23 protein-coding genes are annotated in these 26,519 nt (G+C 58.5%); 17 read left to right on the top strand and 6 right to left on the bottom strand.

Translation table 11 applies throughout. The features are described from left to right. Window positions 1-30: 30 nt before the first annotated feature. The 6 genes from HDF09_RS03410 (at window position 31) to HDF09_RS03385 (ending at window position 7,205) form a co-directional block, all read left to right on the top strand. Complete coding sequence (locus HDF09_RS03410) at window positions 31-2,004, top strand: peptidylprolyl isomerase (protein ID WP_183761479.1); 1,974 nt, start codon at window positions 31-33, stop codon at window positions 2,002-2,004. Between the two features lie 151 nt (window positions 2,005-2,155). Further along, the gene (malQ, locus tag HDF09_RS03405) at window positions 2,156-3,751 is read left to right on the top strand and encodes a 4-alpha-glucanotransferase (protein WP_183761476.1); all 1,596 of its coding nucleotides are present in this window, start codon (window positions 2,156-2,158) and stop codon (window positions 3,749-3,751) included. A gap of 39 nt (window positions 3,752-3,790) precedes the next feature. Beyond that, window positions 3,791-3,976: a hypothetical protein gene (locus HDF09_RS03400; RefSeq protein ID WP_183761474.1), complete on the top strand. Its 186-nt coding sequence runs from the start codon at window positions 3,791-3,793 to the stop codon at window positions 3,974-3,976. Then, window positions 3,976-4,572: a 3-hydroxyacyl-CoA dehydrogenase NAD-binding domain-containing protein gene (locus HDF09_RS03395; protein ID WP_183761471.1), complete on the top strand. Its 597-nt coding sequence runs from the start codon at window positions 3,976-3,978 to the stop codon at window positions 4,570-4,572. Before HDF09_RS03400 ends, HDF09_RS03395 begins: the two co-directional genes overlap by 1 nt. A 130-nt stretch (window positions 4,573-4,702) precedes the next feature. Beyond that, window positions 4,703-5,959: an ABC transporter permease gene (locus tag HDF09_RS03390; RefSeq protein WP_183761468.1), complete on the top strand. Its 1,257-nt coding sequence runs from the start codon at window positions 4,703-4,705 to the stop codon at window positions 5,957-5,959. A gap of 4 nt (window positions 5,960-5,963) precedes the next feature. Next, entirely contained in the window at window positions 5,964-7,205 is a 1,242-nt protein-coding gene (locus HDF09_RS03385; RefSeq protein ID WP_183761465.1) for an ABC transporter permease, read from the top strand. 13 nt (window positions 7,206-7,218) lie between these two features. Here HDF09_RS03385 and HDF09_RS03380 read toward each other — a convergent pair whose 3' ends face one another. Further along, on the bottom strand, window positions 7,219-9,201 hold the full coding sequence (locus HDF09_RS03380; protein WP_183761462.1) for a M1 family aminopeptidase: 1,983 nt from the start codon (window positions 9,199-9,201) through the stop codon (window positions 7,219-7,221). 45 nt (window positions 9,202-9,246) lie between these two features. Continuing rightward, complete coding sequence (gene lpxB / locus HDF09_RS03375; RefSeq protein ID WP_311718841.1) at window positions 9,247-10,491, bottom strand: lipid-A-disaccharide synthase; 1,245 nt, start codon at window positions 10,489-10,491, stop codon at window positions 9,247-9,249. A 57-nt stretch (window positions 10,492-10,548) separates the two neighbouring features. Between lpxB and HDF09_RS03370 the strand changes: the two genes are divergently transcribed. Both HDF09_RS03370 and HDF09_RS03365 read left to right on the top strand, forming a co-directional pair. Further along, window positions 10,549-11,217, top strand: coding sequence for a YdeI/OmpD-associated family protein (locus HDF09_RS03370; protein WP_183763235.1), 669 nt, complete (start codon window positions 10,549-10,551; stop codon window positions 11,215-11,217). 74 nt (window positions 11,218-11,291) lie between these two features. Further along, window positions 11,292-12,023 carry an alpha/beta hydrolase gene (locus HDF09_RS03365; protein WP_183761459.1) on the top strand — a complete coding sequence of 244 codons (732 nt, stop codon included), beginning with the start codon at window positions 11,292-11,294 and terminating at the stop codon, window positions 12,021-12,023. Here the strand turns inward: HDF09_RS03365 and HDF09_RS03360 are convergent. Both HDF09_RS03360 and HDF09_RS03355 read right to left on the bottom strand, forming a co-directional pair. Continuing rightward, window positions 12,020-14,056: an ABC transporter ATP-binding protein gene (locus tag HDF09_RS03360; RefSeq protein ID WP_183761456.1), complete on the bottom strand. Its 2,037-nt coding sequence runs from the start codon at window positions 14,054-14,056 to the stop codon at window positions 12,020-12,022. The two genes, HDF09_RS03365 and HDF09_RS03360, sit on opposite strands and share 4 nt — an antisense overlap. 58 nt (window positions 14,057-14,114) lie before the next feature. Beyond that, complete coding sequence (locus HDF09_RS03355; RefSeq protein ID WP_183761451.1) at window positions 14,115-14,897, bottom strand: DUF1223 domain-containing protein; 783 nt, start codon at window positions 14,895-14,897, stop codon at window positions 14,115-14,117. A gap of 102 nt (window positions 14,898-14,999) precedes the next feature. Between HDF09_RS03355 and hemW the strand changes: the two genes are divergently transcribed. Then, window positions 15,000-16,226: a radical SAM family heme chaperone HemW gene (gene hemW / locus HDF09_RS03350; protein WP_183761448.1), complete on the top strand. Its 1,227-nt coding sequence runs from the start codon at window positions 15,000-15,002 to the stop codon at window positions 16,224-16,226. A gap of 33 nt (window positions 16,227-16,259) precedes the next feature. Next, a complete protein-coding gene (locus HDF09_RS03345; protein ID WP_183761434.1) occupies window positions 16,260-17,306 on the top strand; it encodes a threonine aldolase family protein in 1,047 nt (348 codons plus the stop codon). 26 nt (window positions 17,307-17,332) lie between these two features. Here HDF09_RS03345 and HDF09_RS03340 read toward each other — a convergent pair whose 3' ends face one another. Continuing rightward, window positions 17,333-19,132, bottom strand: a complete 1,800-nt coding sequence (locus HDF09_RS03340) for an ATP-binding protein (RefSeq protein ID WP_183761430.1) — start codon at window positions 19,130-19,132, stop codon at window positions 17,333-17,335. Window positions 19,133-19,168: 36 nt separating this feature from the next. Continuing rightward, on the bottom strand, window positions 19,169-19,537 hold the full coding sequence (locus HDF09_RS03335; protein ID WP_183761427.1) for a response regulator transcription factor: 369 nt from the start codon (window positions 19,535-19,537) through the stop codon (window positions 19,169-19,171). Window positions 19,538-19,696: 159 nt separating this feature from the next. Here HDF09_RS03335 and HDF09_RS03330 point away from each other — a divergent pair, with 159 nt between their 5' ends. From HDF09_RS03330 to phoU, 7 genes are all read left to right on the top strand, one after another. Next, window positions 19,697-20,401, top strand: a complete 705-nt coding sequence (locus HDF09_RS03330; RefSeq protein ID WP_179584361.1) for a winged helix-turn-helix domain-containing protein — start codon at window positions 19,697-19,699, stop codon at window positions 20,399-20,401. A gap of 15 nt (window positions 20,402-20,416) precedes the next feature. Then, on the top strand, window positions 20,417-21,787 hold the full coding sequence (locus HDF09_RS03325; RefSeq protein ID WP_183761424.1) for a sensor histidine kinase: 1,371 nt from the start codon (window positions 20,417-20,419) through the stop codon (window positions 21,785-21,787). 110 nt (window positions 21,788-21,897) lie between these two features. Next, the gene (gene pstS / locus HDF09_RS03320; RefSeq protein ID WP_183761421.1) at window positions 21,898-22,905 is read left to right on the top strand and encodes a phosphate ABC transporter substrate-binding protein PstS; all 1,008 of its coding nucleotides are present in this window, start codon (window positions 21,898-21,900) and stop codon (window positions 22,903-22,905) included. Window positions 22,906-23,024: 119 nt separating this feature from the next. Next, window positions 23,025-24,104 (top strand): phosphate ABC transporter permease subunit PstC, encoded by a 1,080-nt coding sequence (gene pstC / locus HDF09_RS03315; RefSeq protein ID WP_311718538.1) that lies wholly within the window; start codon window positions 23,025-23,027, stop codon window positions 24,102-24,104. A gap of 1 nt (window position 24,105) precedes the next feature. Next, window positions 24,106-25,017: a phosphate ABC transporter permease PstA gene (gene pstA / locus HDF09_RS03310; protein WP_260180895.1), complete on the top strand. Its 912-nt coding sequence runs from the start codon at window positions 24,106-24,108 to the stop codon at window positions 25,015-25,017. Further along, window positions 25,017-25,775 carry a phosphate ABC transporter ATP-binding protein PstB gene (gene pstB / locus HDF09_RS03305; protein ID WP_183761418.1) on the top strand — a complete coding sequence of 253 codons (759 nt, stop codon included), beginning with the start codon at window positions 25,017-25,019 and terminating at the stop codon, window positions 25,773-25,775. Before pstA ends, pstB begins: the two co-directional genes overlap by 1 nt. Further along, entirely contained in the window at window positions 25,775-26,437 is a 663-nt protein-coding gene (gene phoU, locus HDF09_RS03300) for a phosphate signaling complex protein PhoU (protein ID WP_183761415.1), read from the top strand. The genes pstB and phoU overlap by 1 nt, the downstream gene beginning before the upstream one ends. Window positions 26,438-26,519 lie beyond the last annotated feature (82 nt).

The raw sequence follows: 26,519 nt of genomic DNA, 5'->3' as shown, positions 1-26,519 counted from the left end.
TTTCGCGCGAAGTGAAGGTTTTAGTCAAGCATGATTCGTATTCTGCAGCAGGACAACCGCATCACGAAGATTATCTTCGCCGTCATTATTGGATTTGCCGTGATCACAATGGTGATTACGCTGGTGCCCGGCATCTTTGACAACGCTACGACGAACGATGCGTCGGTCTATGCCACGGTGAAGCAGCCCGGGCCCTTCGGGCGGATTTTTGGTGAAAGCACGCCGATCAAAACGGTTGAGGTAAATCAGCTGGCGAGCCGGCAGCTGCAACAGCAGCACTTTCCCGATGCGTTGCTGCCCTACTTCCTCCCGCGTGCTGGTCAGATTCTGGTACAGCGGGCGATCCTGAAGCATGAAGCTGACAGGATGAACCTCCAGGTGAGCGATGAGGATCTGCGTCGCGAGCTGCAGACCGGGCCGTTTGCACAGTACCTGTTTCCCAATGGCCAATACATTGGCGACGATGCGTACATCAACTTCGTGCAGAGCGCATTCCAGACGACTCGCGGTGACTTTGAGTCGCAGGTGAAGAGCGACATGGAGCTGAACCGCCTGCAGGCGCTGATCACGGGCGGAGTTTCGGTTTCGGATAACGCGGTACGCGAGGCCTACAAGGTCGATGGGACCAAGGTGAAGTTTGATTACGCGGTGATCTCGGCGGATGATGTCCGCAAGACGATCAACCCGTCGGACTCGGAGCTGCAGGCGTTCTTCAAGACGAACGCGGCGCGTTATGCGAATGCCGTTCCGGAGACGCGAAAGATTGAGTATGTTTCGTTCGACACGTCGAATCTGCCTGGCGGTAAGCCGCAGATCTCGGATGCGGATGTGCTGGCCTACTACAACGCGCATCAGGACCAGTATCAGGTGAAGGAGCAGGTGAAGGTTCGCCACATCCTGATTGCAGTTCCTGCCGGAGCCGACGCGAAGGCTGACGCTGCTGCAAAGGCGAAGGCCGAAGACATTCTGAAACAGATCAAGAGCGGTGGAAGCTTTGCGGATCTTGCAAGCAAAAACTCGGACGACCCGGGCAGCAAAACGCAGGGCGGCGAACTGGGCTGGCTGGATCGCGGCAAGACAGTACCGGAGTTTGATAAGGCGGCATTTACGCTGGCACCGGGACAGACCTCGGATCTGGTTAAGACGCAGTTCGGGTATCACATCCTGCAGGTGGAGGAGAAGAAGACGGCGCATCTTCGCCCACTGGCAGAGGTGAAGCCGGAGATCGTGCCGGTGCTCGAGCAGCAGAGGGCGGGCGCGGCGGAGCAGACGTTCGCTTCGGCGTTAGCTGCGGATGCGAAGAAGAATGGTCTGGAGAAGGCTGCTGCTTCGAAGGGGCTGCACGCGGTGACGACGGACTTCGTAGCGAAGGACGGTGTGATCGCCGGTCTGGCAGACGGCTCGGCATTGCTGACGCAGGCGTTTTCGGTGGTGAAGGGCGCGGACCCAGCTCCGGTCGCTACCGGCGATGGGTTTGCTGTGTTCCAGGTGACCGACGTGAAGCCGGCTCATGCTCCCGAGTTTGCGGATTACAAGTCTCACATTCTCGAGGACTATCGCGAGCAGCAGGTGCCTCAGTTGCTGAGCGCCCAGTTGAACAAACTGGACGATCGAGCGAAGGTCCTGAACGATCTGAGGAAGGCTGCCGCGGAGATGAACGTTCCATTGAAAACCAGCGATCTGGTCGGCAAGGATGGCCAGGTGCCGGATCTCGGTGCGATGAGCGGCGCAGGTTCGGTCGCGTTCTCGCTGCCCAAGGGCGCTATCTCAGGTCCGATCAATGCAGGGCGGGTTGGAGTTGTGCTCAGCGTGATCGACAAGCAGGAACCAACGGCCGACGACATTGCGAAGAACTTCAATGCAACGAAGGATAAGCTGCTCAACGATCAGCGGGAGGAGATCTTCCGTGTGTATATCGGCGAGTTGACCCAGAAGTACGAGAAGGGCGGCGCGGTCAGGTTCTCGAAGAAACAGGCTGAGCCGGGTTTGCCCGCCGGCAACTAGCCGCTCGCTCCATGCTGTAAGAGATGCCCCAGGAGAATCAAGGCCTGGGGCATCTTTGCGTCTTGCACCGAAAGGCATTGGCGGCGAGCGAGGGCTCTCCCGGAGCGGTACGACTTCTGGCATCATAATTGGAGCTACACAAGGGGGCTGGATGAGTGGGGAAGTGAGCAATCAGGAACGTCAGTCGGGAGTTTTGCTGCACGTGACCTCGCTACCTTCGTATGGTGGGATAGGGGACTTTGGACCCGCTGCGTATGCGTTTGTGGATTTTCTGGCAGCCGCGAAGCAGAGGATGTGGCAGGTACTGCCGCTTAGTCCGACCGGTTACGGGAGTTCTCCCTACTCCGCGCTTTCGGCGTTTGCGGGGAATCCGCTTTTGATCAGCCTCGAGCTTCTGGTGAATGACGGGTGGATTGCGGGAGAGCGGCTCGCAGGACTGCCGGGACATGATGGGCCAGCGGACTTCGACGCGGCGTTCCGCCTGAAGCTGCCGTTGATCGAAGAGGCGGCGGGGAATTTTCTCGATCATGCGCCGGATAGCAGGCGCGCGAGCTTCCTGAGATTTTGCGAACACAACAGTTCGTGGCTGCAGGACTATGCGATGTTCAACGTCCTTCGTCGTATGCACGAGTATGGCAGTTGGCATGAGTGGCCACCGGAGTATGCGCGGCGTAAGGGCGACGCACTCAGCAAGCTGTTGAAAGATCGTGGACGCGAGCTTGCGGTTGAGCAGGTGGTCCAGTTTTTTTTCAACGAGCAGTGGTGCGCGCTGCGAGGGTATTGTGCCAAGCGGAAGATTCGCATCATGGGGGATGTTGCAATCTTCGTGAACTACGACAGCGCCGATGTGTGGACGCATCCCGAGATGTTCGAGCTGGACGAAGAACTCAGGCCGGTTCGCGTGTCCGGTGTGCCGCCGGATTACTTTTCCGTGACTGGACAGCGGTGGGGAAATCCACTCTACAAGTGGGGTCTGCTGAAGGAACGAGGATTCGACTGGTGGGTGGCGCGGATTAGACGGTCGTTGACCCTGTATGACGTGATTCGGCTGGACCACTTCCGCGGATTTGAGGCGTTCTGGTCGATTCCCGCGGAGGAGGAGACGGCGATCAATGGGCAGTGGGTGAAGGCTCCTGGGCATGAGCTGTTTCAGCGTTTGAAGGAGGTCTTTGGGGATCTGCCGTTTGTCGCGGAGGATCTTGGGCTGATCACCCCCGAGGTGGACGAGCTGCGGGAGCACTTTGGGATGCCAGGTATGCGGATTCTGCAGTTTGGGTTTTCGGATCGCGGCGCACATCTCTATCTGCCGCACCGGTACGTTCCAAATACGGTGGTGTACACGGGTACGCACGACAACAACACGACGCTGGGTTGGTGGCGGGATGATGTGAGCGATGTCGAGCGTACCAACGTGCAGACCTATCTGCAGAAGTTCGATCACGACGAGGATATCGTCTGGGCGATGATTCGGGCGGCAGCACGGTCGGTGGCGAATCTCTGCGTCTTTCCGATGCAGGACGTGTTGCATCTGGGCAGCGAAGCGAGAATGAATACGCCGTCTGCCGGAGCGGGGAACTGGAGCTGGCGGTATAGGCTGAACGCCGTGCATCCGGACTTTGCGACACAGCTGGCCGAGTTGATGGCGATGACCGATCGCGATGGCTGGGAGAAGCCGTCCGAGGGGGTCGAAGCAGGCAAGCCGGTAGAAGAGGCGTCGAAACGGGCAGAGCTGGGCGCGAACGTTTAGACTGGATAAGTATCTTTAATTTCTTAGGAGCACCAAAGCATGCCTCTCTCTGGCGAAGCAATCCGCACTATGAACTACGTTGATGACATCTCGGTAACCCTGCGCCGCATTCTCGCGGTGCTACCGTCGCTGACAGAGGAGGAGCGCCAGCGCGTGTCCGAGCATATCAAGGGCGCGGAGCCGAGCTACGAGTCTGTGATCACAGCTGTCGCGAGCAAAAAGTGATGCAGGAGGTTGCAGGCCAGCTGCCAGGCGAGATTCGCAGGGTTGCGATTATCGGAGCCGGAGTGGCTGGCCGCAGCTTCGCTTTAGCTTGTGCTGCAGCGGGCTTCGATGTTGTGCTGGAAGATGTAATGCCAGCCAATCTGTGGCGGGCCGAGGCGGAGTATTCAGACCTGAGCAAGCGCGTTGCGGCGGGGAGCTTTGAGTTGGCTTCAACCGTTGAAGATGCCGTTCGTACGGCTGATATTGCGGTTGACTTTGTGCCGGATGAGCTCGAGTCGAAGCTTGAAATCTTCAGCATGATCGACCGGATGGCCCCACCCAGGACGATTCTGTGTACACCGAGTTACGCGCTGAGCATTACAGACCTGGCGTCCTGCGTCTATCGGCCCGATCGGTGCGTTGCGGTCCGGGGAGATCTTGTTCGAGGTGACGCAGCAGTAGCGCCGGTGGTACGGGTGTTGTATCCGGCGGCTACGTTGCAGTCAATTGTCGAGACAGTCAGCCGGTTTCTCTCTAAACTTGGACTTGCGGTACAGGCGGAGGTGGATCCCGAGGAGCCTGCGCTGATCAAGAACGTCTCCCCGGCGGCGCGGTAGTTGCTTTCCTGTTGCATTTTATCCCTTTCTGTGTCAGCGAAGATTGCCGATGTTAATTCATTGGTGGAAGGGAACTGGTTTGCGCAACTTTGCGTAGACAACTTCGGGAAGCTTTCGTCCAACCATAGCTATGCGCGCTCTTATCAATATCTTCGCTCAGGTATTCCGCTCGATCGGTGCCAACAAGCTGCGTTCGTTCCTGACGATGTTCGGTATTGCCTGGGGTGTCGCCTCGCTTTTGCTGTTGATCGGGCTTGGAGAAGGATTTCGTTCGGGACAGCGCAGGGGGCTCGCCGAGCTTGGCACCGATGAGATCATGATGTGGGGTGGGACGATCCCCGTGCTGCCGGAGCAGCATGTGGGGATGCGCCCGTACAAGCTGACCATGAGCGATGCGGCCGCGATTCGTGAGCAGGCGCCGGATGTTCGTAACGTCACCTCGATTATCAATCGTAGTGATCTAAAACAGGTGAGCGATTTTTCGAGTGCGGGCGGCCAGGTATTGGGAGTTGAACTCAACTATCCGGAGATTGCGAATCTTCCAATCGCGCAAGGCCGCTATTTGAACCAGCAGGACCTGGCTGAACGGCGGCAGGTGGTGGTGCTGGGACAAAGGATGGTGGGGCTTTTATTTCCGGGTCGTCCGCCTCTCGGTGCCGTCATCACGTTGAACGGCTACCGGTTTCAGGTGATAGGGGTGGCGAAGAAGGTAGGCCGCGGCAACAGTGATGGGCTGAATCAGCGTATCTACATTCCGTTGACCACAATGCAGGAGTTCTTTCCTCTGACGGGTGACAACATCCCGCAGGATTCGATCTCCCAAATCCAGTACCAGCCGCGGACAGAAGAGTTGAACGAGACCGCGAAGGCTGAAGTACATAAAGTCATCGCGACCCGGCATGGCTTCGATCCAGCTCGGAAAGAGGGGTTCGAGGAGTGGGATACGATCAGGTCGAACCGGATGGTAGGGTTGATCTTTACCGCGATGGACGTGTTTCTCGGGGGCGTCGGAATCGTAACGCTGGCTCTGGGCGCGGTGGGAATCATCAACATCATGCTGGTGACGGTGACTGAACGGACGAAAGAGATTGGTCTGCGGAAGGCGCTGGGTGCGACCAATCGAAGCATCCTCTTTCAGTTCTTTCTTGAGGGCCTGACGCTGACGGCATTAAGTGGATTCATTGGAATTATCGGCGCTGCGGCTCTGATGGCAGCGCTTGGTTCGGTAGTCGGAAATAACGATATGGGATTCGATCCGCCGCGCCTTGTGCCATGGTCGGCAGCAATGGCGATGGGGACGCTGACATTGTGCGGAATAGTGGCCGGGCTTTATCCGGCGAGACAGGCTGCGATGCTCGCTCCTGTGGAAGCGCTGCGAAAGGAATAAGACCATGCTGAGTGACATCCTGGGGCAGGCTGTTGAGGCGATGAAACATAACCGCCGTCGGACGATGATTACGATCGTGGGCATGGCGTGGGGCATCGCGACGGTAGTGCTGCTGCTGGCCTATGGCGCGGGGTTCGGACGGGCGTTCGAGAACATCTTCGCGCAGTTTGGAACGAACATGATCGGCGTCTTTCCGGGGCGCACCAGCGAGCAGGCGGGAGGATCAAAGGCCGGCGTGCAGGTCCGACTGACGCAGGACGATGTGGAACGGATTCAGGAGACGGTGCCGGGTGTGATGCGCGTGGCACCGACGGTGGATAAGACCGTTCCAGTACAGAACGATCTGCATAGTTATAGCTGGGATGTCACAGGGATTACGCCGGAGCTGCAGTCAATCCAGAGACTGGAGCTCGCCGCGGGCCGGCCAATAACTGAGGCGGATGTGCAGCAGAGAGCGCACGTTACTGTGATCGGATCAGAGGCTAAGACAAAGCTGTTTTCGGGCCTGTATCCCATAGGAGAGAAGATTCGGCTGAACGGAGTGAGCTTTGAAGTAGTGGGGGTGATGACGCCGAAGATGCAGGAGGGCGATGACAGCGACATCAACCGTCAGGTGAATGTGCCGCTCACAACGATGAGCGATATCAAAGACACAAAGTACCTCGATGGCATCTGGCTGGACTACAAGGGCGATCCGAAGATGGTTGAGGAGGCGCTGCGCAAGACCCTCGCGGTGGCCCATGGTTACAGGCCGAGCGATCGGCGCGCTGTATTCGTGGCGAACATCATGGAGCAATTGACGCAGTTTCGAATTATTTCGCTGGGGCTGCAGGTGCTGCTGTCGTTTATCGGCGCACTGACCTTGGGGATTGCTGGCATCGGTCTGATGAACATTATGCTAGTGAGTGTCCAGCAGAGAACGCGCGAGATCGGTGTGGAGAAGGCGTTGGGAGCAAGGAAACGCCATATTTTGCTGCAGTTTCTGGCTGAAGCTCTGGTGATCTCGGGAGTCGGCGGCGTGGGCGGAATTGCCCTGGCGTACGCCGTGGCGAAGGGCGTGGGGAGAATTACTTTCTATAGCGCACTGGCCTCGAACGCGGAGGCTGGGGATATTCATCTGGTCATTTCGCCGAACACAGTTCTGGTGGCGACGGTAATTCTCATCATTGTAGGAACGATCAGTGGGATGATTCCGGCGATGAAGGCAGCGAGCCTGGATCCCATCGAGGCGCTCCGGTACGAGTAGCGCCTGATGATAATCAGTTCTCCGTCTGCTCTCGTTTATAGGGCTTCTGCATCGAGGCGCGGGCTTCGTTGACGGCACCCTGGGTGTTGTCATTGGTCTGGACCGCGAGCCGGTACTCATTGACGGCGCGGTCGCGCTGACCGGTGACGTCAAAGATGCGACCCAGCTCAATATGACTCCAGACCTCAACCCACTTGGGATCGCCGTCGCCACGGAGTGCGTCGCGGAAGCTATTGGCGGCGGACTGGTAGTTGCGCTGCATGAAGAAGATTTCGCCTATGCGGTAGGCAGCGAGTGAGCTGTTCTTGTTGGCATCGAGAGCCTTTTGATATTCGATAAGTGCAGCTGTGAGATCCCCCTGAGCCACCTGCTCCTGACCACGGAGGACGGCGACGCGGACAGCAAGATCGGGGGTACTCTTCAGCAGCCAGTTGTCAGGGTCGATGCTGATGCGGCGGGGACGGCCGAAGGTTTCAATGGAGTACTGCGAGTCGGAGCCGGAGATATCGACGCGACGAATCTCGGTTTTACCGTCGGTTTCTATGCGGAGCTCAATCGGCATCCGGAAGAGATCGAGGTCCTGAGTGATGGCGCCTATGGTGCGGAAGCCCTTATTGTCGCCCAGACGAAAGACGGAGTACTTGTCAGCGAAGGCAGGAGCGCCGGTGCCGTCGAGCCACTGGGCAAAGAATGGCTCGAGCTGTAGGTTCGATTCCTTTTCCGCTAAAGTCTGGACGTTTGAGGTGTGGACGGACTTGTCGGTGTACTGCGAAAGAATGGCGCGGAGAAACTTGGTGAAGACGTCGTCGCCCATCTCCCAGCGAAGCATGTGAAAGACCATAGCGCCTTTTTCGAGGGTCATGGACTGGAACTGCGGGGAGAAAGGATCGAGGCGGCCGATGGTTGTCAGGGGCTCAGTGTCGTAGGCAAGAGCGCCGGCAGAGACGTCGGTGATGGCGGACTGGAAGGCGTTTTTGCCAGAAGAATCTTCCAGATACATCAGCTCGGCATAGCGAGACATGCCATTAGTGATCCAGGCATCGTTCATCGTCGCGGGGGATACCTGGCTGCCCCACCACTGATGGGCGAGGGTATTGGAGAGCAGCCGTTGCTCATTGCGCGCTGCAATTCGATTGCCTGCGATAGCGGCGATCTCCGGCGCCCAGGCAGCGGAGACGGCGTCGTCAGGCAGCTCGACCAGGTTCATGCGGGTAGATTCGGGCTGGCCGAAGGTGCCGGACAGGAAGAGATATTCGCGCTCACCCAGGCTGCCGAAGTCGTGGGCGTGGTCTTTGTGTTTTTCGGTGACGTAGACGCGCATGTTCCCGGCGGTGATCGGCTCAAGAAACTTACCTGCGATGATGGTGCCGGGGAAGCCGGGTTTGGACCACTTGAAGGTGTGCTCCGTGCGATTGCCAGGGAGGCTCTTTGCTGCGGCGACTCCACTGCCTGAGCCTACGACGCGCTCGTCCGAAGGGACCCGGATGTGCATCTCGGCGGTGAACCGGTTGGTGAAGAGGCCGGTCATGGGGAACCAGCGCCCGGCGTAGAGGAGGATGCTGATCGGGTCTTCGACGGAGGCGAGCTTGATGCCTTCGACCGGGCTGGTCTCGGCGCCTTTTAGGGTCCCGGAGTACTCGAAGTGATAGGTGGTGCTTGTTCCCTTCCGTAGAGGCGTGGCCAGGGTAAAGCGGACCGTACTGTTGTTGGTAAGGCGTTCGGATTCGAGAGGATGGCCCTGAGCGTCGGTGACCTTGGTGATTTGAAGGCCGTTGTTCAGCTCGAAGGTGGGGGTGGAGAGATCTTCAAGAGCGGTGAAGGTGACGTCGGCGGTAGCGCTGAGGTGATTGAGGGAGGGGTCAAGGTCGGCGCTGATGAGGTAGCTGGTGATCTGCAGCTGGGGTTTGACGGGCGCGGCCCAGCCTGTAGCTGTGAGGAGGCAGAGAGAGAGCACTCTCGTGGGTGTCGTTCGAAGGATGCGGAAGAGAGCGGCCATGCGAGCTAAGATTCCTCAAAACATCATGGTACAGCGGTCGATTGGTTAGACGCTTGCCGTTACATTTAGGCCACCTGCGGGAGTACTTCGAGATAGCAGATCTTCGACCCCATCGCAAACCCCCTGTATCGAGCCTGAATTCAAGTCTGGACGCAGGATATCGCGGATTTCTGCGAGATCGGCGATCATCTGCTGGCGCTGGGGGGTGTCGGCGAGCAGGGGAGCCAGCGCGTCCGCCACGTCTTTGGCGGTGAACCGGTCCTGCAGCAGCTCCGGCACGATGCGGCGGCGGGCGATTAGGTTGACCATGGCGATCGGAAGGTTGCCGTCGGCATCGGTCTGGGCGGGCGGCCAAATCTCGGGAGGGTAGTGGACGAGATGTTTTGCCAACCGAAAGGTGACGGGGGAGACGCGGTAGACAACGACAAAGGGGTTTCCAATGACCGCCGCCTGGACCGTGGCTGTGCCGCTGGCGACGACGCTGGCGCGGGCGTGGTGGAGAGCGTCGCGAGCGTCCGGCACGAGATGGAAATGCAGACGCTTCAGGTCGGACTCAGGCTTCGCGGGCCACCATTCGTCGGGGCCGGCGATATAGGACTCCAGCTTTTGGCGATCAATCGTGGCAGCTACGGGCAATAGGAACTCGAACCCGGAAGAGAGTTGGTGAGCCAACTCGATCATTGCCTCTAAGTTGGCGGTGATCTCTTTCCAGCGACTGCCCGGTAAGAGTGCGATCCACTGCCTGGCCGGGTCGAGGCCATGGGCTGCGGCGTAATCTCCGCGAGAGACCGTCGGCCTGGGAAGCTCAGCCAGGGGATGACCGACAAATACGGCATCGACGCCTCGGGCTCGGTAGAACTTCTCTTCAAACGGAAAGATGACCATCATGCGATCGACGCGCTGCTGGACCCAACGGAGGCGGCGGCGCTTCCAGGCCCAGAGTTGCGGACTTACGAAGTAGATAACCGGGACACCCAGTTTTTTCAGTTCGCGCGCAAGGCGGAGGTTGACATCGGGAAAGTCGATCAGGATGGCGACGTCGGGGCGGCGCTTTTTGATGGCGGCCACGAGGCGGCGGTACTCCCCATAAATGTAAGGAATGTGCCGGATAACCTCGGTGATGCCCATATGGGCGACATCCTCGGCGCGGACGATGCGCTCAAGGCCGGCCTCTTCCAGCTCCTTGCCTCCGAGCCCGAAGCTCGTGAGGCCTGGTCGGCGGCTGCGAAGTTCGGACAGGATCTGGGCGCCATAGTGGTCACCGCTGGCTTCGCCTGCCGAAAGGAAGATGCGCGGGTTGGGACTCGTAGCAATGGATCCAGTGTAGATTTTTATCCTGGAGATTGCATGGCTTTAAGTGCAGCTAAGAAGATTCGCGCAGTACTCGAGCCGGCCAATAACGGGCTGGGTTGGATCATCGTGCGGCTTCCGTTTGAGGTTGATAAGACCTGGAAGAAGATGGTTCGTCTGCGGGTAAAGGTTGAAATGGGGGGCGAGGTCTTTCGCACTTCGCTGTTTGGCGATGCTGTACAGGGCGGCCACTTCGTTCTGGTGAACAAGAAGATGCAGAGAGCGGCCGGGGCAAAAGTCGGAGCGTTGGTCGACCTCCAGATTGAGCCTGACCTTGACGAGCGCGAGGCGGTCGTGACGCCCGAGTTTGAAAGGCTGCTAAAGCAGGAGAAGAGGCTCGCCAGATGGTACGGAGAGCAGAGCGAGTCGATGCAGCGTGAGGTGGGCAAGTGGTTGGGCGCGGTGAAGAGTCCAGAGGCTCGGAGGAGGCGGGCGGAGCAGATGGCCGAACGGATGTTGCTGACCATGGAAGGAGAGAAGGTGCTGCCGCCGGTGTTGGAAGTTGCCTTTAACCGGGTGCCGGCAGCGCGCAGAGGGTGGGAGTTACTGACGGAGACGCAGAGGAGGAGCGGTCTGCTCGCGATCTTTTATTATCAAAGCCCTGAGGCGCGGGAGAGACGAGTGAAGAAGTTGGTGGAAGACTGCCTGAAGGCGGCAAAAAGATGAGAGACCGAATTCTTTCCCTTGCATTCGATATTGTCGGCCGTGTGTTTCTTCGAAGAGACCGCCTGAATGGCTCGATGAAACGTTTGCTCGGTGCGTTCGCTTTCGACCAGCAGCGTCTGACTATCCGAAGCGGTGGCAGGGAACTGTCTGCCGTGTATGTTCGAGCGAGCGATGACGCACCGGTGTTTCTGATCTGCCACGGGATTGGTGAGCAGGTTGAGTACTGGAGTGGCGTTCAGGAGCTTTTGAAGGCAATGGGCATCTCATCGCTTGTGTTCAACTACTCCGGATATGGCGCGAGTTCCGGAAGAGTGAGCGTGACGCATTGCGAAGAAGATGCGATTGCAGCCTATTGGGAGTTGAAGGATCGTGGGCACCGATATATTTTCTTGCTGGGCTTTTCTCTTGGCAGTGGGGTGGTCTTAGCTGTCACACCGGCGATCGAGGTTGAAGGTGTGATTCTTTGCCAGGGATATTCCACACTTCGCGAGGCGGCGCTCGCGATGGGGTTTCGGCGTTGGATGACGTATGCTATGCCGGACGTCTGGCACAACCTTCGTCGGCTGAATGAAATAACAACTCCGGTTCTAGTCGTACACAGTGATGGGGATCAACTGTTTCCGGTGGACATGGCGAAGCGAGTCCACGAGGCTTGTGGGTTGAAAGGAGAGCTGATCATCGTCTCCGGATTTGCACACGATGGGCCGGTCTACTTTCCGACAGAGGCATACTGGCGTCCGGTCGTTGAGTGGAGTGCACGAACGTCTTCCACGATGGCTGCGGTGCAGTTGCCGACGGGAGATTAGTCGGCGCTGAGTGGTTCCAGAGGGATCGAGTCGCTGCCCGTGCCGAGCTCTTGGTCGCGGTACTGGAGTTGGTAGAGCTTCCAGTAAAGCCCGCGTTCGGTGAGCAACTGCTGGTGGGTACCGCGTTCGCGAAGCTGACCCTTGTGCATGACCAGGATGGTATCGGCGCGTTGGATCGTCGAGAGACGGTGCGCGATGAGGATCGAGGTGCGCCCGGTGATCATGCGGGAGAGTGCAAGGCGGACGCGAAGCTCGGTGTCGGTGTCGACCGAGGAGGTAGCCTCGTCGAGGATGAGAATACCGGGATCGTGGGCGAGCGCACGAGCGAAGCTGATGAGCTGCTTCTGGCCGGTGGAGAGCGTGGCGCCGCGTTCGCGGACCGGTTCGGAGAATTGCAGTGGGAGCGAACGGATGAAGTCCCCTACGTTGACCTCGTCCGCAGCCAGTTCAAGCCGCTCGTCGGTAATCCATTTAGAGCCGAGGCGAATGTTGTCGGCGATGGTGCCAGTAAAAAGGAATGGGTCCTGCAGAACTACGCCGAAGCGCTGGCGCAGCTTCTTCAGATCCTGCTCGCGGACGTCGACGCCATCGACCAGGATGCTGCCGCGCTGAATGTCATAGAAGCGCATCATTAGCCCAGTGATGGTGGTTTTTCCGGCGCCAGTATGGCCGACGATGGCGGCAGTTTCGTCGGGTTCGACGGTGAAGCATACGCCGCGAAGAATCCATTCAATATCTGCGAAGGTGTTGAGTTCTTCTTCGGTTGCCGAGGCTATACGTGCGTGTTGTGCTTCATCGAGTTTTTGATAGGTAAACCAGACGTTACGGAACTCGACGCGGCCAGAGTCATCTCCAACGATCGGGGCGGCTGGCGAGACGATAGTCGGCTGGGTATCCAGCAGGTTGAAGACGCGTTCGCTGGCTGCCATGGCCGCTTGCAGGATGTTGTACTTTTCGCTGAGATCCTGAATGGGTCGGAAGAAGCGCTGCGCATACTGGATGAAGGCGATCAGAATGCCAACGGTCACGACGCTGCCAGCCTTCGGCAGCGCGTGCAGAAGCGGCTGCAGTTCGTGCAGTTGCGTCGCCTGAAGATAGTGGAGCGCGGAGATGCCGCCACGCCAGATCACCAGCGCGATCGCCGTAGAGCTGAGGAACTCAACCACCGGGTAGTAAACAGCGTACGCGAAAATGGCGTCGGTCCACGCTTGCTTGTTCTCGGCGTTGACGGAGGAGTAGTCGTTGAAGGCCCGGCGCTCGCGGTTAAAGAGCTGCACGATGGACATGCCCGAGACGTACTCCTGTGTAAAGGAGTTGATGCGAGCTGTTGCGGCGCGCTGGCGGCGGTAGCTGTCGCGAACGTGCCGCCGAAAGATTTTGGTGACGTAGAGAATCGCCGGGATGACCGAGAGCGCCAGAAGAGCCAGAGGCCAGCTCATCCGCAGCATGATCAGAACGATGAAGAGGAGTACGAAGATATCCTCGAAGATGGCAAGCACCCCGGAGGTGAACATCTCGTTGAGCGCATCTACGTCCGAGGTCACACGGGTGACGAGCTTGCCGACAGGGTTGTGATCGAAGAAAGAGGGCTGCATGCGCTGCAGGTGACGGAAGATCTGGCTGCGAAGGTCGAACATAATCTTCTGGCCAGTCCACTGCATCATGTAAGTCTGCGCGAACTCCAGCACATAAGTGAGAAGCAGCGCACCGAGATAAAGACAACCGATCTGCGTGATGCCGGTCATGGGGCGCGAGCTGAGATGACGCGCAAGCCAGGAGAGCTTTGCCGGCGGCGTGTCGGTCATATAGGTGTCGACCGCGACCTTGACCAGATATGGCCCCATGACGTCGGTCGAAGCCTTGAAGAAGATGGTGAGTGCGGACAGACCGGTCTGTAGCTTGTAGGGCTTCAGATAAGTCAGAAGGCGACGCATGAGGCGCGCGTCATAGGCTTTGCCCGCGACCTCATCGTCCTGCGACGGCTTTTTCGCGGGCTGTTCCTTCGGATCCTTCGGTTTTCGGTCGTCGGCCATTTGCAGTCTCTATTCTAGATGCTTAAGGGCGACGGGAGATTCGGGAAGTGCAGTTCCACTAGCGTTTTACGTCGGTCACCACTGCGCCCAGAACATTGCCCTGGTTGTTCTCCTGGGCGAAGACCACCACACGTATGTTAACCAGATTCGCATCTCCGGGAGCGTTGAGGCTGAAGTTAAGTGGGCCGGCGCCTAGGTCTTTCAAAGAGCCGATGCGTTGCAGGTTCCGCACAACACCGACGTGTTGTAGCCTGCGGCCGCCATTTTCACCCTTGCGAACGTCGGTGACGTCGGTCGGGTCGACCAGAGCAGCATAGAGTTCGCCGTGCGACGAAGACGCCAAATACGCTGGCAACGAGACGGAGGCTGAAATCTTTCGGGCGTCCACCACAGGACGGGACAGCGACAGGTTCAGCTTGGCCTTCTGTGCAGCGCTCGTGATCGACCGGCGCGCGTGGGTGGAGTCGTTACCGACGAACTGGTCGCTTCCGTCCACGATCATCTGCGGAGTGTAGACCCCATCAACGCCGAGGCGGGCACTGTACTGGCTCTGGCGCTCAGTGTACTGGTGCGAGGAGAAACGGTCGTGCCAGCCGAGGTTATCCCAGTAGTCGACATGCTCCCCCAGAACGATGATCTCCGCGTTCTGAATGGGCTGATCCTGATCAAGCTTGGCCAAGAGGGCATCTGCTGGAGGGCAGCTGGAGCAACCCTCCGAAGTGAAGAGTTCCACCAGCACCGGTGTACGGTTCGACGAAGCAGATTGCGAGAGTGCGGAGACCGGCAGCGCAAGGAAGAAGATCGAAAGGAAGTAAGTGGAGAAGGAGCAAATCTGCAGCATAGAGCTGAACCTCTGTGATGTTAGAGTCGCCGTCGCTGGTTTAGTTACGTCCGCGAGAAACGACAGGGCGTGAAACAATTGGGGGAGGGGTATTTCGGACGAATGACTGGATCTGTCGGCATCTACATCTCGGTTCCGTTCTGCAAGGCGAAGTGCACCTTCTGCAACTTTGCTTCGGATGTATTCGGCGCAGAGCGGATGCAGCACTATGTGGACCGCCTCTGTGGAGAGATTCGCGGAGCGCACGCGGCTGCAGAAAGAATCGAAGCCTCGCTCCCCAGGGCCGTGGACACGATCTACTTTGGCGGTGGAACACCTAGCCTGCTTTCGGCACAACAGTGTAGAGAAGTATTTCAGCATCTGCGTGGTGAGTTCGACCTTGACGCCGATACGGAGATCACTCTGGAGTGCGCTCCCGGTCAGTTCGCGGATGAAACCCTGGACGAGCTACTGCGGCAGGGGATGAACCGGATCAGTTTTGGAGTTCAGTCGTTTGTTGACCAGGAGACGGCAGCTGTGGGGAGGCTACATACCCACCAGCAGTGCAACGCAGAGATTGCGAGGGTGACCGCCGCTGGCATTCGCGAGATCAACGTCGACCTGATCGCCGGTCTGCCGCACCAGACAGCGCAGAGTTGGCAGTATTCGGTGGAACAGGCGATCGCGAGCGGTGCGCCACATATCAGCGTGTATCTACTTGAAGTGGATGAGGACTCGCGACTGGGACGAGAGATGCTGAAGCAGGGAAGTCGCTACAGTGCGGCGGCTGTACCTGATGAGGATCAGGCTGCGGAGTGGTATCAGCAGGCGTGCGACATGCTGCACGAGGCGGGCGTGCAGCAGTATGAGATCTCGAACTTCGCGCGACCCGGACACCGCTCCCGTCACAATCTGAAGTACTGGCAGCGTCAGCCCTACATAGGCTTTGGACTCGATGCTCACTCGATGCTTGTTGCCGGTCAAGAGGCGGTGAGATTTGCCAACACAAGCGATCTTGATCGATATCTTGGACAAGCACCCGAACCGAGTTCGTTTCAAATGTTTAGCTCCGGACAAAACGCGACGCATGCCGAAGTGGATGTTGTCGGGCGCAGCGAGGCCTTTGAGGAGTCACTCTTTCTCGGCTTGCGTTTGAATGAAGGGGTCGATCTCGACCAGTTGCGGAGAAAGTTTGGCGAAGGCTTGCTGCAGGAGACGATGCCTGCGTTGGTAGAGGTCCGCGATGCAGGTCTCCTGGAACTCCACTCCGACAGGATTCGGTTGACCTCGCAGGGGCGATTAGTCTCGAACGAAGTCTTCAGCCGGCTGTTGATTCCCAATGCCGCATAAACAAAACAACCATCACAGGAGAGAACGAAGACCATGATCGATCTGCGCAGCGACACCGTGACCCGCCCCACTGCAGCCATGCGCGAGGCAATGGCCTCCGCCGAGGTCGGCGACGATGTCTACAGTGAAGACCCAACCGTCAACCGCCTGGAGAAGGAGGCCGCAGAGGTCTTCGGTCGCGAGGCCGCCATCTTCGTACCGACGGGGACGATGGGAAATCAGATTGCGATCCGACTGCACACGCAGCATGGAAAGGAGGTCATCTGCGAGGCGCGATCCCACGTACTGGACTGGGAGATGGCGATGATGGCCGCATTCTCCGGCTGCTTGGCGCGGACGGTTGCAGCAGAGCGAGGCATTCTTACGTGGGACCACATCAAGCTCGCGATCGGAGCGAAGATCTACTACAGGGCTCAGACCGGCCTTATCACTCTGGAGAACACCCACAACATGGCCGGCGGTACGGTGACGCCGTTTTCGGTGCTCGAAGAAGTATGGGCAGGTGCTCGCGAAGTCGGCCTGCCAGTGCATCTCGATGGAGCGAGAGTGTTCAACGCTGCGACTGCGCTGGGAGTCAGTGTGGCGAAGTTGACCAGCGGATTCAACACTGTCATGTTCTGTCTTTCGAAGGGGTTGGGCGCTCCAGTCGGCTCGATGCTGCTCGGCAGCAGGAAAGCGATCGAAGAAGCGCGAATCTATCGCAAAGCGTTAGGTGGTGGGATGCGACAGGCGGGAGTTCTCGCTGCTGCAGGGCTCATCGCTTTACATGAGATGCCGAAGCGGCTGCAGGATGATCACGACAATGCTCGCCTCCTGGCGGACTCGGTTGCCGCAGAGCCCGGTAAGGCGGAGATCGATCTGGATGCGGTGCAGACCAACATTGTGATCTTCAAGCTGCGCGGCAAAGATCAGGTAAATGGCGGTGATGCTGTAGGCTTTGTTGCGGCCTTGAAGCAGAAAGGAGTGTTGGCCAGCGCCATTGGTCCTCACTCGGTGCGATTCGTGACGCACTACGATGTCGATCGCGTTGCCTGCACCAAGGCCGCTGCGATTGTCTCCGAGGAGTTGCGGGCGCTCTAGTGACTAACCCTGCTTTCCTTCGCAGCTTAGTCTCCACCGGCATTGATGGTGGGATTGGTCGCAAGGAAGACGCTCACCCAGGTGCCGTGCGACGCATCGCTCGTGTCACTGACGACGGTGATGGTCCCCCCGTGTTTGTTGATGATTCCACGGCTCACCCAAAGGCCGAGGCCAGTGCCATGTTCTCCTTTGGTCGTAAAAAAAGGCTGGAACAGATGTGGCTGTACATCATCTGGAATGCCTTCGCCATTGTCAGCGATCGTCACCGTTGCTCCAGCCTGCAGCTTCTGGCCATTTGCTTCGACGCTTGCGCTCCGTGGCGCGATGCTGATCTTCACCTTGCCACCAACGCCCGCTGCTTCGGCTGCATTGGTGATGAGATTCGTGAAGACCTGGCGCAGCTCTGCGGGAAAGGCACAGACTTCGATGGGTTCGGGCATCTCGGTTGTAATCGTGACACCCAGATCGCTCAGCCGTCTCTCCATCAGAAGGAGAATCTCCTCGAGCATCTCTTGGAGATCGACGACCACAGGAGCCTTCGATTCGCGATACAGCCCAAGCATGGCGCGGCTGATCTGCGTGACTCGCGTCAGCTCCTGCTCAGCCATATCCATGAAGTGGACGGACTCCTCCGGGGACGCCCCGTTGCGCATGAGATAAAGCAGATTCGAGACAGAATCGAGCGGATTGTGAATCTCGTGCGCGATGGTTGCTGCGAGACGACCCGCAACCGCTAGTTTCTCGTTCGCGATCAATGCTTCCTGCGTCTTGCGTTCCATCGTGATGTCGCGAAAGACAAGGACAATGCCGATCGTATTGCCGGCTTTATCGCGGATAGGCGCGCCGCTGTCGGAGATATCGAGTTCGGTGCCATCCTTGCGCAGAAGAATCGTGTGATGGTTTGCCATGCCGACGATCTTGTCCAGTCGCCTCACCTTTGCGACGGGCGTCTCTACCGGTTCACGCGTAGTCTCATTGACGATGCGGAAGATCTCTTCGAGTTGTCGTCCATTCGCCTCGGTCGGGCTCCAGCCCGTCAACTCCCTGGCCACGGGATTCATCATCTGGATGCGGCCTTCGGCGTCGCACGTGATCACACCGTCGCCGATCGATTCCAGAGTCGTCCGGAGTTGCTGCTCGGATTGATAGAGTTCTTCGGCGCGGCGACTAAGAATGTCCAGCGAACCCCGGTAGGCTGCGGAGACTGCATGCAGACGGCTTCGCGTAAAGAGGCCGATCAACATCCCCATCCCCAGGGCCAGCGCGAGCAACACCAACAGCAGGCTATGGACCTGACGATGCCAGAGTGCGATGCGCCGGGCTCGGCTGGCCTCAGCCTTCTGGATGATGTCGGTAAGGTCGTGGCGAACGTTGTCCATCAGCACCTTGCCGTGAAGGTTCAGATCCACGTCGTTGGTCTGTCCCCCTCCGCGAACGGTCGCAATGACGGGAAGCGCAAACGCATCCTGCCACGTCTGATGTTCATCCCGAAGATCTGCAATGTCATGCTTCTGGTCCGCGTCCGCGCCGGCCATGTTGTCGAGGGTTTGAATCTCGGTCTGCAGGTGGGACTCAGCCTCGTAAAACGGTTGCAAAAACCTTGTGTCGCCGGTGGTTTCGTATCCGCGCAGACCCGACTCCTCGTCGACAATCAACTTCGAGAGAAGGGTCGCCTGTGAGATTCTGGCATCAGACTCCTGAATCAGATTCACTGTGACGTTCGATCCCCGGATCTGAACGTAGAGCGCGCCAGCGACCACCAGCAGCGCCACCACAGGCAATACGAACACCTGCCTTAAAATGTTATTGAACTGACTTAGATTCACAGTCCTCTCATCTCGTACCTTGCTTTGAGGGGTCGGTCAACTGACGGGTTGCAGAAGGCTGCCTAGTTTTTCCAGAAGGACCGGCGCGCCCTCCCCCTTGGTCATATACAGATCGACGACAGCAGTCACCTCGGGAGCCAGCCCAATATAAGCCGAGAGCAAAAGGATGGGGACCTGGGGCTTGACCTGACGCATCTGGATGGCGATCTCGCCCCCGTGCATGCCGGGCATAGAATAGTCCAGCACAACTGCCTCCACCGGCTCGGCGGAGAAGATTGCGAGCCCGGTCGGTCCATCCGATGCGGTTAGCACTCGGTATCCAGCCCGTTCCAGCAGAATCTTCCGAACCTCGAGCCCGATTCGTTCGTCATCCACGCAAAGGACGAGATTGGAGTTTTGTTTCATGGAGTTCTGACCATCTACAATCCGTAGGATTACTCTAGAGTATACGAACGTACTCTTCATACGGTTTACTGTGGACGATTCATCGTACGTTAGCAATCCCCCGTCCGGGGTGCGCTAACCTGACGTTAATCAAGTCGCGAGTTGACAGGGGTTTACGAAGTGAGTCAGACGATTTTTGTTTTGGAAGATGATGCGGATATCTCCCGCCTGGTGCAGTACCACCTGGAGAGCGCAGGGTTTACGGTTCGCCCATATCTCGCTATCAATCAGATACTTGCCGACGCCGAACGGCAGCCGCCCGCACTTTTTCTGCTGGATATCATGGTTCCCGGTGGCGACGGCCTCGACCTGTGCCGGCGTCTCCGTCAGAACCCTACCCTCAGCGTGGTTCCGATCATCTTCCTGACCGCACGTGCGGCTGAGAATGACCGCGTCCACGGTCTGGAGATGGGCGCCGATGACTACATCACCAAACCCTTCGCCACCCGCGAGCTCGTAGCCAGAGTAAAGGCAGTTCTAAGGCGCTTCGAGCGGCCAAGTTCGCCTTCGGTGCTGAAGTTCGAGAACGTGGAGATTGACGCCAGTGCCATGCAGCTTCGTGTGAACGGCGAACTGGTAACGACGACGGCGACAGAGTTCCGGCTTCTGGACTATCTCGCCCGACATCCCGGACGAGTCTTTAGCCGCGATCATCTCCTGGACGCAGTCTGGGGCGATGCCCGCTTTGTCACGCCGCGTTCCGTCGATGTTTATGTCCGGCGTATTCGCGAAAAGATCGAAGCTGATGCCGAGACGCCGCGCTATCTCAAGACCATGCGCGGCGCAGGCTATCGATTCGAGATTCCGAAGGCGGCTCAGGCCTAGGCGAGGGGGCGACTCGTGAGGCGCAGCTTCTTTCTTTCAGTATTCTTTCGCATCGCGATCGCATTGGTACTCTGTGCGCTGGTCGGGCTCTCCTCGCTGCCGTACCGATGGATCATCGCCGGCCTGCTCGTCATCGCATGGGCCGGCATCAGCGCGCTCTTTCTGGCGCGTTCGGTTCGGCAGGACGTCACACTTCTGCAGAACTCGGCCGCGGCGGTTCCTGAGCGCCAGGTCGGAGAGATCAATCCCTCCTTCACCGACTTCGATGGACTGGCACGTGCCATTTCGGTCGCCTCCGATCACGTAAACCGCTCGCTCAACGAAGCCTCAGAGAGCCGCCACGAACTTGAGGCGATGATCGACAGTATGCAGGATGCAGTCGTCGCCGTCGATCCGGCAGGCCGCATTCAGTGGACCAATCAGCGGATGCAGAAGCTTATTCCGGGCGCCTCCTTCAGTAGCGCGATCCGTGTCGGCCACGCGCTGGTCCAGACGATTCGCGATCCGGAGATTCTGGACTGCGTTCGGACCGCACTCGAGCAGAGAGTCGTGAGCGATGGCCGTTCGACCTCACTTCTGCCCGGGCGCATCTTTGAAGTCAACGTCTCTCCGATGCCAGGTGGCGGAGCCGTAGCCGTCCTCCACGACATCACCCGCATCGAACAAGTCGAACGAACACAGCGCGACTTCGTAGCCAACGTCTCGCACGAGCTGCGTACTCCGCTGACCTCGATCACCGGTTATGTTGAAACTCTGCTCGACCATGAGGCTTCGCTCAGTCAACCGGCGCGAGAGTTTCTGAGCATCATCCTCAAGAACGCAACCCGCATGAACCGCCTGACCGAAGATCTCCTGGTCATGGCGCGGGTCGAATCCTCCGAGCAGGAGCTGCACCCAGCCCCCATCCCAGCCGACATTCTGGTGCGCGACGCCGTGCAGGCGATGAGTGGCCTCGTACAGGACACCGAATCGATCCTCGAGATCGGTGAAATCTCCACCGCCGAGGTCTTCGCCGACACCGACGCAATCCTCCAGGTGCTCAGCAATCTCATTGAGAATGGCATCAAGTACGGCCAGGCCAGGAACGCGCCCGTCTGCAGGGTGATCGTCTCCTCCCGCGATGTGTCGGACCCGATTGAGGCCGTCGAGTTCAGTGTTCGCGACTTTGGCCCCGGAATTGCCTCGGAACATCTCGGCCGCATCTTCGAGCGCTTCTACCGGGTCGATAAAGCCCGTTCCAGAGAGTCTGGAGGCACCGGGCTGGGACTCGCGATTGCACGACACATGGTGCAGACGCACGGCGGGTCGATTCGGGCAGAAAGCGAGCTCAACGCCGGCAGCAACTTTATCTTCACACTCCCCAAGGCCCAGAACTTGGTGGAATAATGCCGTTTTCACTACGATGTAACCTCTCCGTAACAATTCCCGCTCACACTCAATATTGAGATGTATTGACTGATTGATTTGGATCGATGCATTTAATCCTAGGGGGACGAGTGAAACTGAAAGTCATTGCAGCAGCCGTATTGGCGCTTGTAACTGTCGGAGCCAACGCACAGAACATCAACGGAGCCGGGGCGACCTTCCCCTATCCCATCTACTCCAAATGGTTCAGCGAATACAGCGCACTACACCCGGAAGTGAAGATCAACTACCAGTCCATCGGCTCCGGCGGCGGCATCCGTCAGGTCTCCGAAGGTACAGTGGACTTCGGCGCCAGCGATAGCCCTATGACCAACGATCAGCTTAGCGCGGCCAAGGTCAAGGTCATGCACATTCCTACCGTTCTGGGGGCCGTTGTTCCGGTGTACAACATTCCAGGCATCAACAAGGATCTGAACTTCTCAGGTGATGTAATTGCCGATATCTATCTCGGCAAGATCACGAAGTGGAACGATTCCCGCATCGCGAAAGACAACCCTGGCGCCAACCTGCCGGATAAGGCCATCCTTCCTGTTTACCGTTCGGACGGAAGCGGAACGACCTTTATCTTTACCGACTACCTCTCCAAAGTTTCGTCTGGCTGGAACTCCGGTCCTGGAAAGGGAGCCTCGATCAAGTGGCCTACTGGAATCGGGCAAAAGGGCAACGAAGGCGTCGCCGGAATGGTTCGTCAGTCTCCGTTCTCCTTCGGATATGTCGAGCTGATCTACGCCGAGACGAACAAGATGAGCTTCGGCGCGGTACGGAATGCCTCGGGCAAGTTCCTCAAGGCCTCCACCGGCGGAGTCACCGCTGCCGCCGCCGGCGCCGCCAAGACGATGCCCGCAGACTACCGCGTCTCCATCACCAACGCCCCTGGAGCGGACGCCTACCCGATCTCCAGCTTTACCTGGCTGTTGATCCCAACTCACTCCACCGATCCGAACAAGGCAAAGGCGCTGGCCGATTTTCTCGGCTGGATGCTGGACCATGGCGAAAGCGAAGCCGCTGCGCTGACCTATGCTCCGCTGCCCAAGCAAGTGCAGGATATGGTTCGCAAGAGCATCGCGACCGTAAAATAGCTACTCTGCCGCACGGGTTTCGCATCGAAGGCCGTGCGGCATCTTTTTTCTTCCCAGCTTCAGGATAGTAAGCTCGATACAATCGACCCGTAGAGTCAACCGTCAGGAAAAATAGGATTGTGTCTTCTACCCGTATGACTCCCGAAAGAGAATCAAGCTCTCCGTTGCCTGTGCCATCGCCCCTGCCACAGCTTCCTGTGGCATCTGCTGCCGATGCGACGCCAGCTCCGGTTGGTGCAGCCCTGTCTCCGATTCGAGACTTCCTCAGCAAGCGGGGAAGCGGCACCGTTGCTGATAATAGCTTCGCGACAGTCATGCTTCTATGCGCCTGCAGCATCTTCGCGATTGTTCTCTTCATCTTCGTCATCCTGGTCGTTCACTCCCGCTTGAGCCTCATCCAGTTCGGCTGGAAGTTCTTCACCCGTCAGGCGTGGGACCCGGTCTCGGGCGACTTCGGTGCACTGCCCTTCATCTATGGCACACTCGCCACGTCACTTCTCGCTCTGTGCATGGCAGTCCCTCTGGCACTCGGCGTAGCGATCTTCCTTACGGAACTGTGCCCGCGCGTGCTTCGTGCCCCGATCTCTTTCCTGACCGAGCTGCTCGCAGCCATCCCCAGCGTCGTCTATGGTCTTTGGGCGGTCTTCGTCCTTGTCCCGCTCATGCGTGATCTTATCGGCCCCTTCCTCTACAAGATCCTGGGCTGGACAGGATTCTTCGAAGGCACCAACTTCGGCGTCGGCCTTTTGACCGCCAGCATGATCCTCGCCATCATGATCCTTCCGATCATCTCTTCGCTGACCCGCGACATCATGAACGCAGTTCCCAACAGCCAGCGCGAAGCTGTACTTGCCCTGGGAGCCACGCGCTGGGAGATGATTCGCATCGGCGTTCTGCGCAACTCCCGCATCGGCATCGTCGGAGCGATCATGCTGGGCCTCGGACGCGCACTCGGAGAGACGATGGCTGTCACGATGGTCATTGGCAATCATCCCGATATCAGCAAGTCGCTCTTCGCTCCCGGCTACACGCTGGCCAGCGTTATCGCGAACGAGTTCTCCGAGGCCACCGGCGATCTTTACCTTAGCGCCCTCATCGAGATCGGCCTCGCGCTCTTCCTGGTCACCATTGTTGTGAACGCCATCGCACGGCTGATGGTGTGGGCGGTCACACGCAACGCACCGGCGCGGGTGAACTGACATGAGTACTCAACCCTTGAGCAACCAGCCCCGCCCCATGGACTTCGAATCCAAGTCCATGCGCAGGAATACAGCACTGCGCTCCGCCACGAACTACTTCGTCAGCGGTCTTTGCATCCTCGCGACCGTCCTGGTGATCCTCCCACTGATCGCGATCCTCTTTTACCTGATCTACAAAGGCGCCAGTTCGTTGAACCTTGCCTTCTTCACCCACATTCCTGCCCCTGTGGGTGAGGAGGGCGGAGGTATGGCCAACTCCATTGTTGGTTCGGGCATCGTCCTCTTCCTCGCGAGCCTGATGGGAATCCCGATCGGCATCGCGGCAGGCGTCTATCTGGCGGAGTTTGGGCGCGGCAAGACCCTCGCCACCGCAGTCCGCTTCACCGCCGACGTGCTCAATGGCGTTCCATCGATCGTCATGGGCATCTCGATCTATTCGCTGATCGTCGTCCAGCAAAAACACTTCTCCGCTCTCGCTGGCGGAGTAGCTCTCGCCATCATGATGGTCCCAACCATCACACGCACCACCGAAGAGATGCTGGCCACGGTGCCGCACGCCATTCGCGAGGCAGCTCTCGGCCTCGGCGTCCCCAAATGGAGAACAGCAATCTCGGTCAGCCTGCGCACGGCCTCGCCCGGCATCATCACCGGTTGCATGCTGGCATTTGCCCGCGTTGCCGGAGAGACCGCTCCGCTGCTCTTCACCGCCTTCGGAAATCAGTTCTGGAGCTTCAAACTCAGCGAACCTATCGCCGCCCTGCCGCTGCAGATCTACGTCTACGCCATCTCGCCGTATGACGAGTGGCATCGTCTGGCGTGGGCCGGCTCGCTCGTTCTTATCGTCTTAATCATGGTCTCGGTCACGCTCGTCCGCATCTTTGCCAACCGCGGCGTACTCAAGGGAGGAAGCTAGTGGGAGTCGGCATCTTAGTTGAGGATTTGAACGCGTGGTATGGAACAACCCACACCCTGCAGGACATCAACCTGCACATCCCTGCGAACCACGCCACCGCGCTCATCGGTCCTTCAGGCTGTGGCAAATCCACCTTCGTCCGCTGCCTCAACCGCATGCACGAAACCAACCCCATCGCACGCGCTACCGGCATCGTCAAGATGGGGGACATCGACATCTACAGCGATGCCTCGCCGGTAGAGATTCGCCGCCGTGTCGGAATGGTCTTCCAGCGCCCCAATCCCTTCCCGACCATGTCCATCTACGACAACGTCGTCAGCGGCCTCAAGCTCAACGGCTTCCGCAACCGCCGCATCCTCGACGAGACGGTCGAGCGTTCGCTCAAGCAGGCCGCGCTCTGGGAAGAGGTCAAGGACGACCTCAAGAAGAAATCAGGAGCCTCGCTTTCGGGAGGTCAGCAACAACGCATGTGCATCGCCCGCGCGCTCGCAGTCGATCCCGAGGTTCTCCTGATGGACGAGCCCGCCTCCGCGCTGGACCCCGTCTCCACCTCCAAGATCGAAGATCTCATCTTTCAGCTCAAGAGCCAGTACACCATCGTCATCGTGACGCACAACATGCAGCAAGCCGCCCGCGTTGCGGAGAACACCGGCTTTTTCCTCAACGGTAAGATGGTAGAGTTCGACTCCACCCATAAGATCTTCACGAATCCACGGGACAAGCGAACGGAAGACTACATCACCGGGAGATTCGGCTGATGCGCGTCAAATTTCATCAAAGTCTCGACGACTTGAAAGAAAAGCTGCTCGTCATGGCGGGCATGGCGGAGCAGGCCATTCAACGCTCTATCGAAGCCTATCGCACGCGCGATCTCTCCATCTGCGAACTTGTCTTCCGAGCCGAGCCTTCCATCAACCGCCTCGAACGCGAGATCGATCAAATGGCGCTAGACTTGCTGGCTATGGAACAGCCAATGGCCATCGACCTTCGCTTCATCCTCTCCGTGATCAGGATCAACGCCGATCTCGAACGCGTAGGCGACCAGGCGGTCAACATCGCCGTGCGCGTACGAGAGATGGGAGCCTTCGCCAACATCGATCTCCCCGTCGACATTCCTAAGCTCGCCTCGCTCTCTTCCGCAATGGTTCGCAAATCCCTTCAGGCCTTCATTGAAGGCGATGCCGAACTGGCCGAATCTGTTCTGCGACTCGACGATCAGGTCGACGAGATGAATGATGCAGCCTTTTACGCACTCAGTTCGCTCATCAAGGAGAAGCCCGAACTCACTCCGCAGTCACTCAACGCCCTGATCATCGCCCGCAACCTGGAACGCGTCGGCGACCACGCCACAAATATCGCGGAAGATGTCATCTTCTGGGTTCGTGGCGCCGATGTTCGTCACAACAGTTCGGTACTCTAAGTTTTGGCGGCAGGACACCCCACCTGCAGTTGATCTCAAAGAGACCTAAGCCTCCGAGCAGCATCCTACTCCCCGGAACGGC

The organism is Edaphobacter lichenicola (genome assembly GCF_014201315.1).
In the GTDB taxonomy this organism is placed as follows: Bacteria; Acidobacteriota; Terriglobia; order Terriglobales; family Acidobacteriaceae; genus Edaphobacter; species Edaphobacter lichenicola_B.
The sequence above is the reverse complement of the archived record's forward strand: the minus strand, read 5'-3'. Positions and strand labels throughout refer to the sequence as shown.

What these genes read in the sequence shown, in the direction of transcription:
- HDF09_RS03360 (WP_183761456.1), bottom strand. Translation starts at nt 14,056, where the DNA reads ATGGCCGACGACCGAAAACCGAAGGATCCGAAGGAACAGCCCGCGAAA.
- HDF09_RS03400 (WP_183761474.1), top strand. Translation starts at nt 3,791, where the DNA reads ATGCCTCTCTCTGGCGAAGCAATCCGCACTATGAACTACGTTGATGAC.
- pstA (WP_260180895.1), top strand. Translation starts at nt 24,106, where the DNA reads ATGAGTACTCAACCCTTGAGCAACCAGCCCCGCCCCATGGACTTCGAA.
- phoU (WP_183761415.1), top strand. Translation starts at nt 25,775, where the DNA reads ATGCGCGTCAAATTTCATCAAAGTCTCGACGACTTGAAAGAAAAGCTG.
- HDF09_RS03385 (WP_183761465.1), top strand. Translation starts at nt 5,964, where the DNA reads ATGCTGAGTGACATCCTGGGGCAGGCTGTTGAGGCGATGAAACATAAC.
- HDF09_RS03335 (WP_183761427.1), bottom strand. Translation starts at nt 19,537, where the DNA reads ATGAAACAAAACTCCAATCTCGTCCTTTGCGTGGATGACGAACGAATC.
- HDF09_RS03355 (WP_183761451.1), bottom strand. Translation starts at nt 14,897, where the DNA reads ATGCTGCAGATTTGCTCCTTCTCCACTTACTTCCTTTCGATCTTCTTC.
- HDF09_RS03380 (WP_183761462.1), bottom strand. Translation starts at nt 9,201, where the DNA reads ATGGCCGCTCTCTTCCGCATCCTTCGAACGACACCCACGAGAGTGCTC.
- hemW (WP_183761448.1), top strand. Translation starts at nt 15,000, where the DNA reads ATGACTGGATCTGTCGGCATCTACATCTCGGTTCCGTTCTGCAAGGCG.
- HDF09_RS03345 (WP_183761434.1), top strand. Translation starts at nt 16,260, where the DNA reads ATGATCGATCTGCGCAGCGACACCGTGACCCGCCCCACTGCAGCCATG.
- malQ (WP_183761476.1), top strand. Translation starts at nt 2,156, where the DNA reads ATGAGTGGGGAAGTGAGCAATCAGGAACGTCAGTCGGGAGTTTTGCTG.
- HDF09_RS03365 (WP_183761459.1), top strand. Translation starts at nt 11,292, where the DNA reads ATGAAACGTTTGCTCGGTGCGTTCGCTTTCGACCAGCAGCGTCTGACT.
- HDF09_RS03410 (WP_183761479.1), top strand. Translation starts at nt 31, where the DNA reads ATGATTCGTATTCTGCAGCAGGACAACCGCATCACGAAGATTATCTTC.
- HDF09_RS03370 (WP_183763235.1), top strand. Translation starts at nt 10,549, where the DNA reads ATGGCTTTAAGTGCAGCTAAGAAGATTCGCGCAGTACTCGAGCCGGCC.
- HDF09_RS03395 (WP_183761471.1), top strand. Translation starts at nt 3,976, where the DNA reads ATGCAGGAGGTTGCAGGCCAGCTGCCAGGCGAGATTCGCAGGGTTGCG.
- HDF09_RS03390 (WP_183761468.1), top strand. Translation starts at nt 4,703, where the DNA reads ATGCGCGCTCTTATCAATATCTTCGCTCAGGTATTCCGCTCGATCGGT.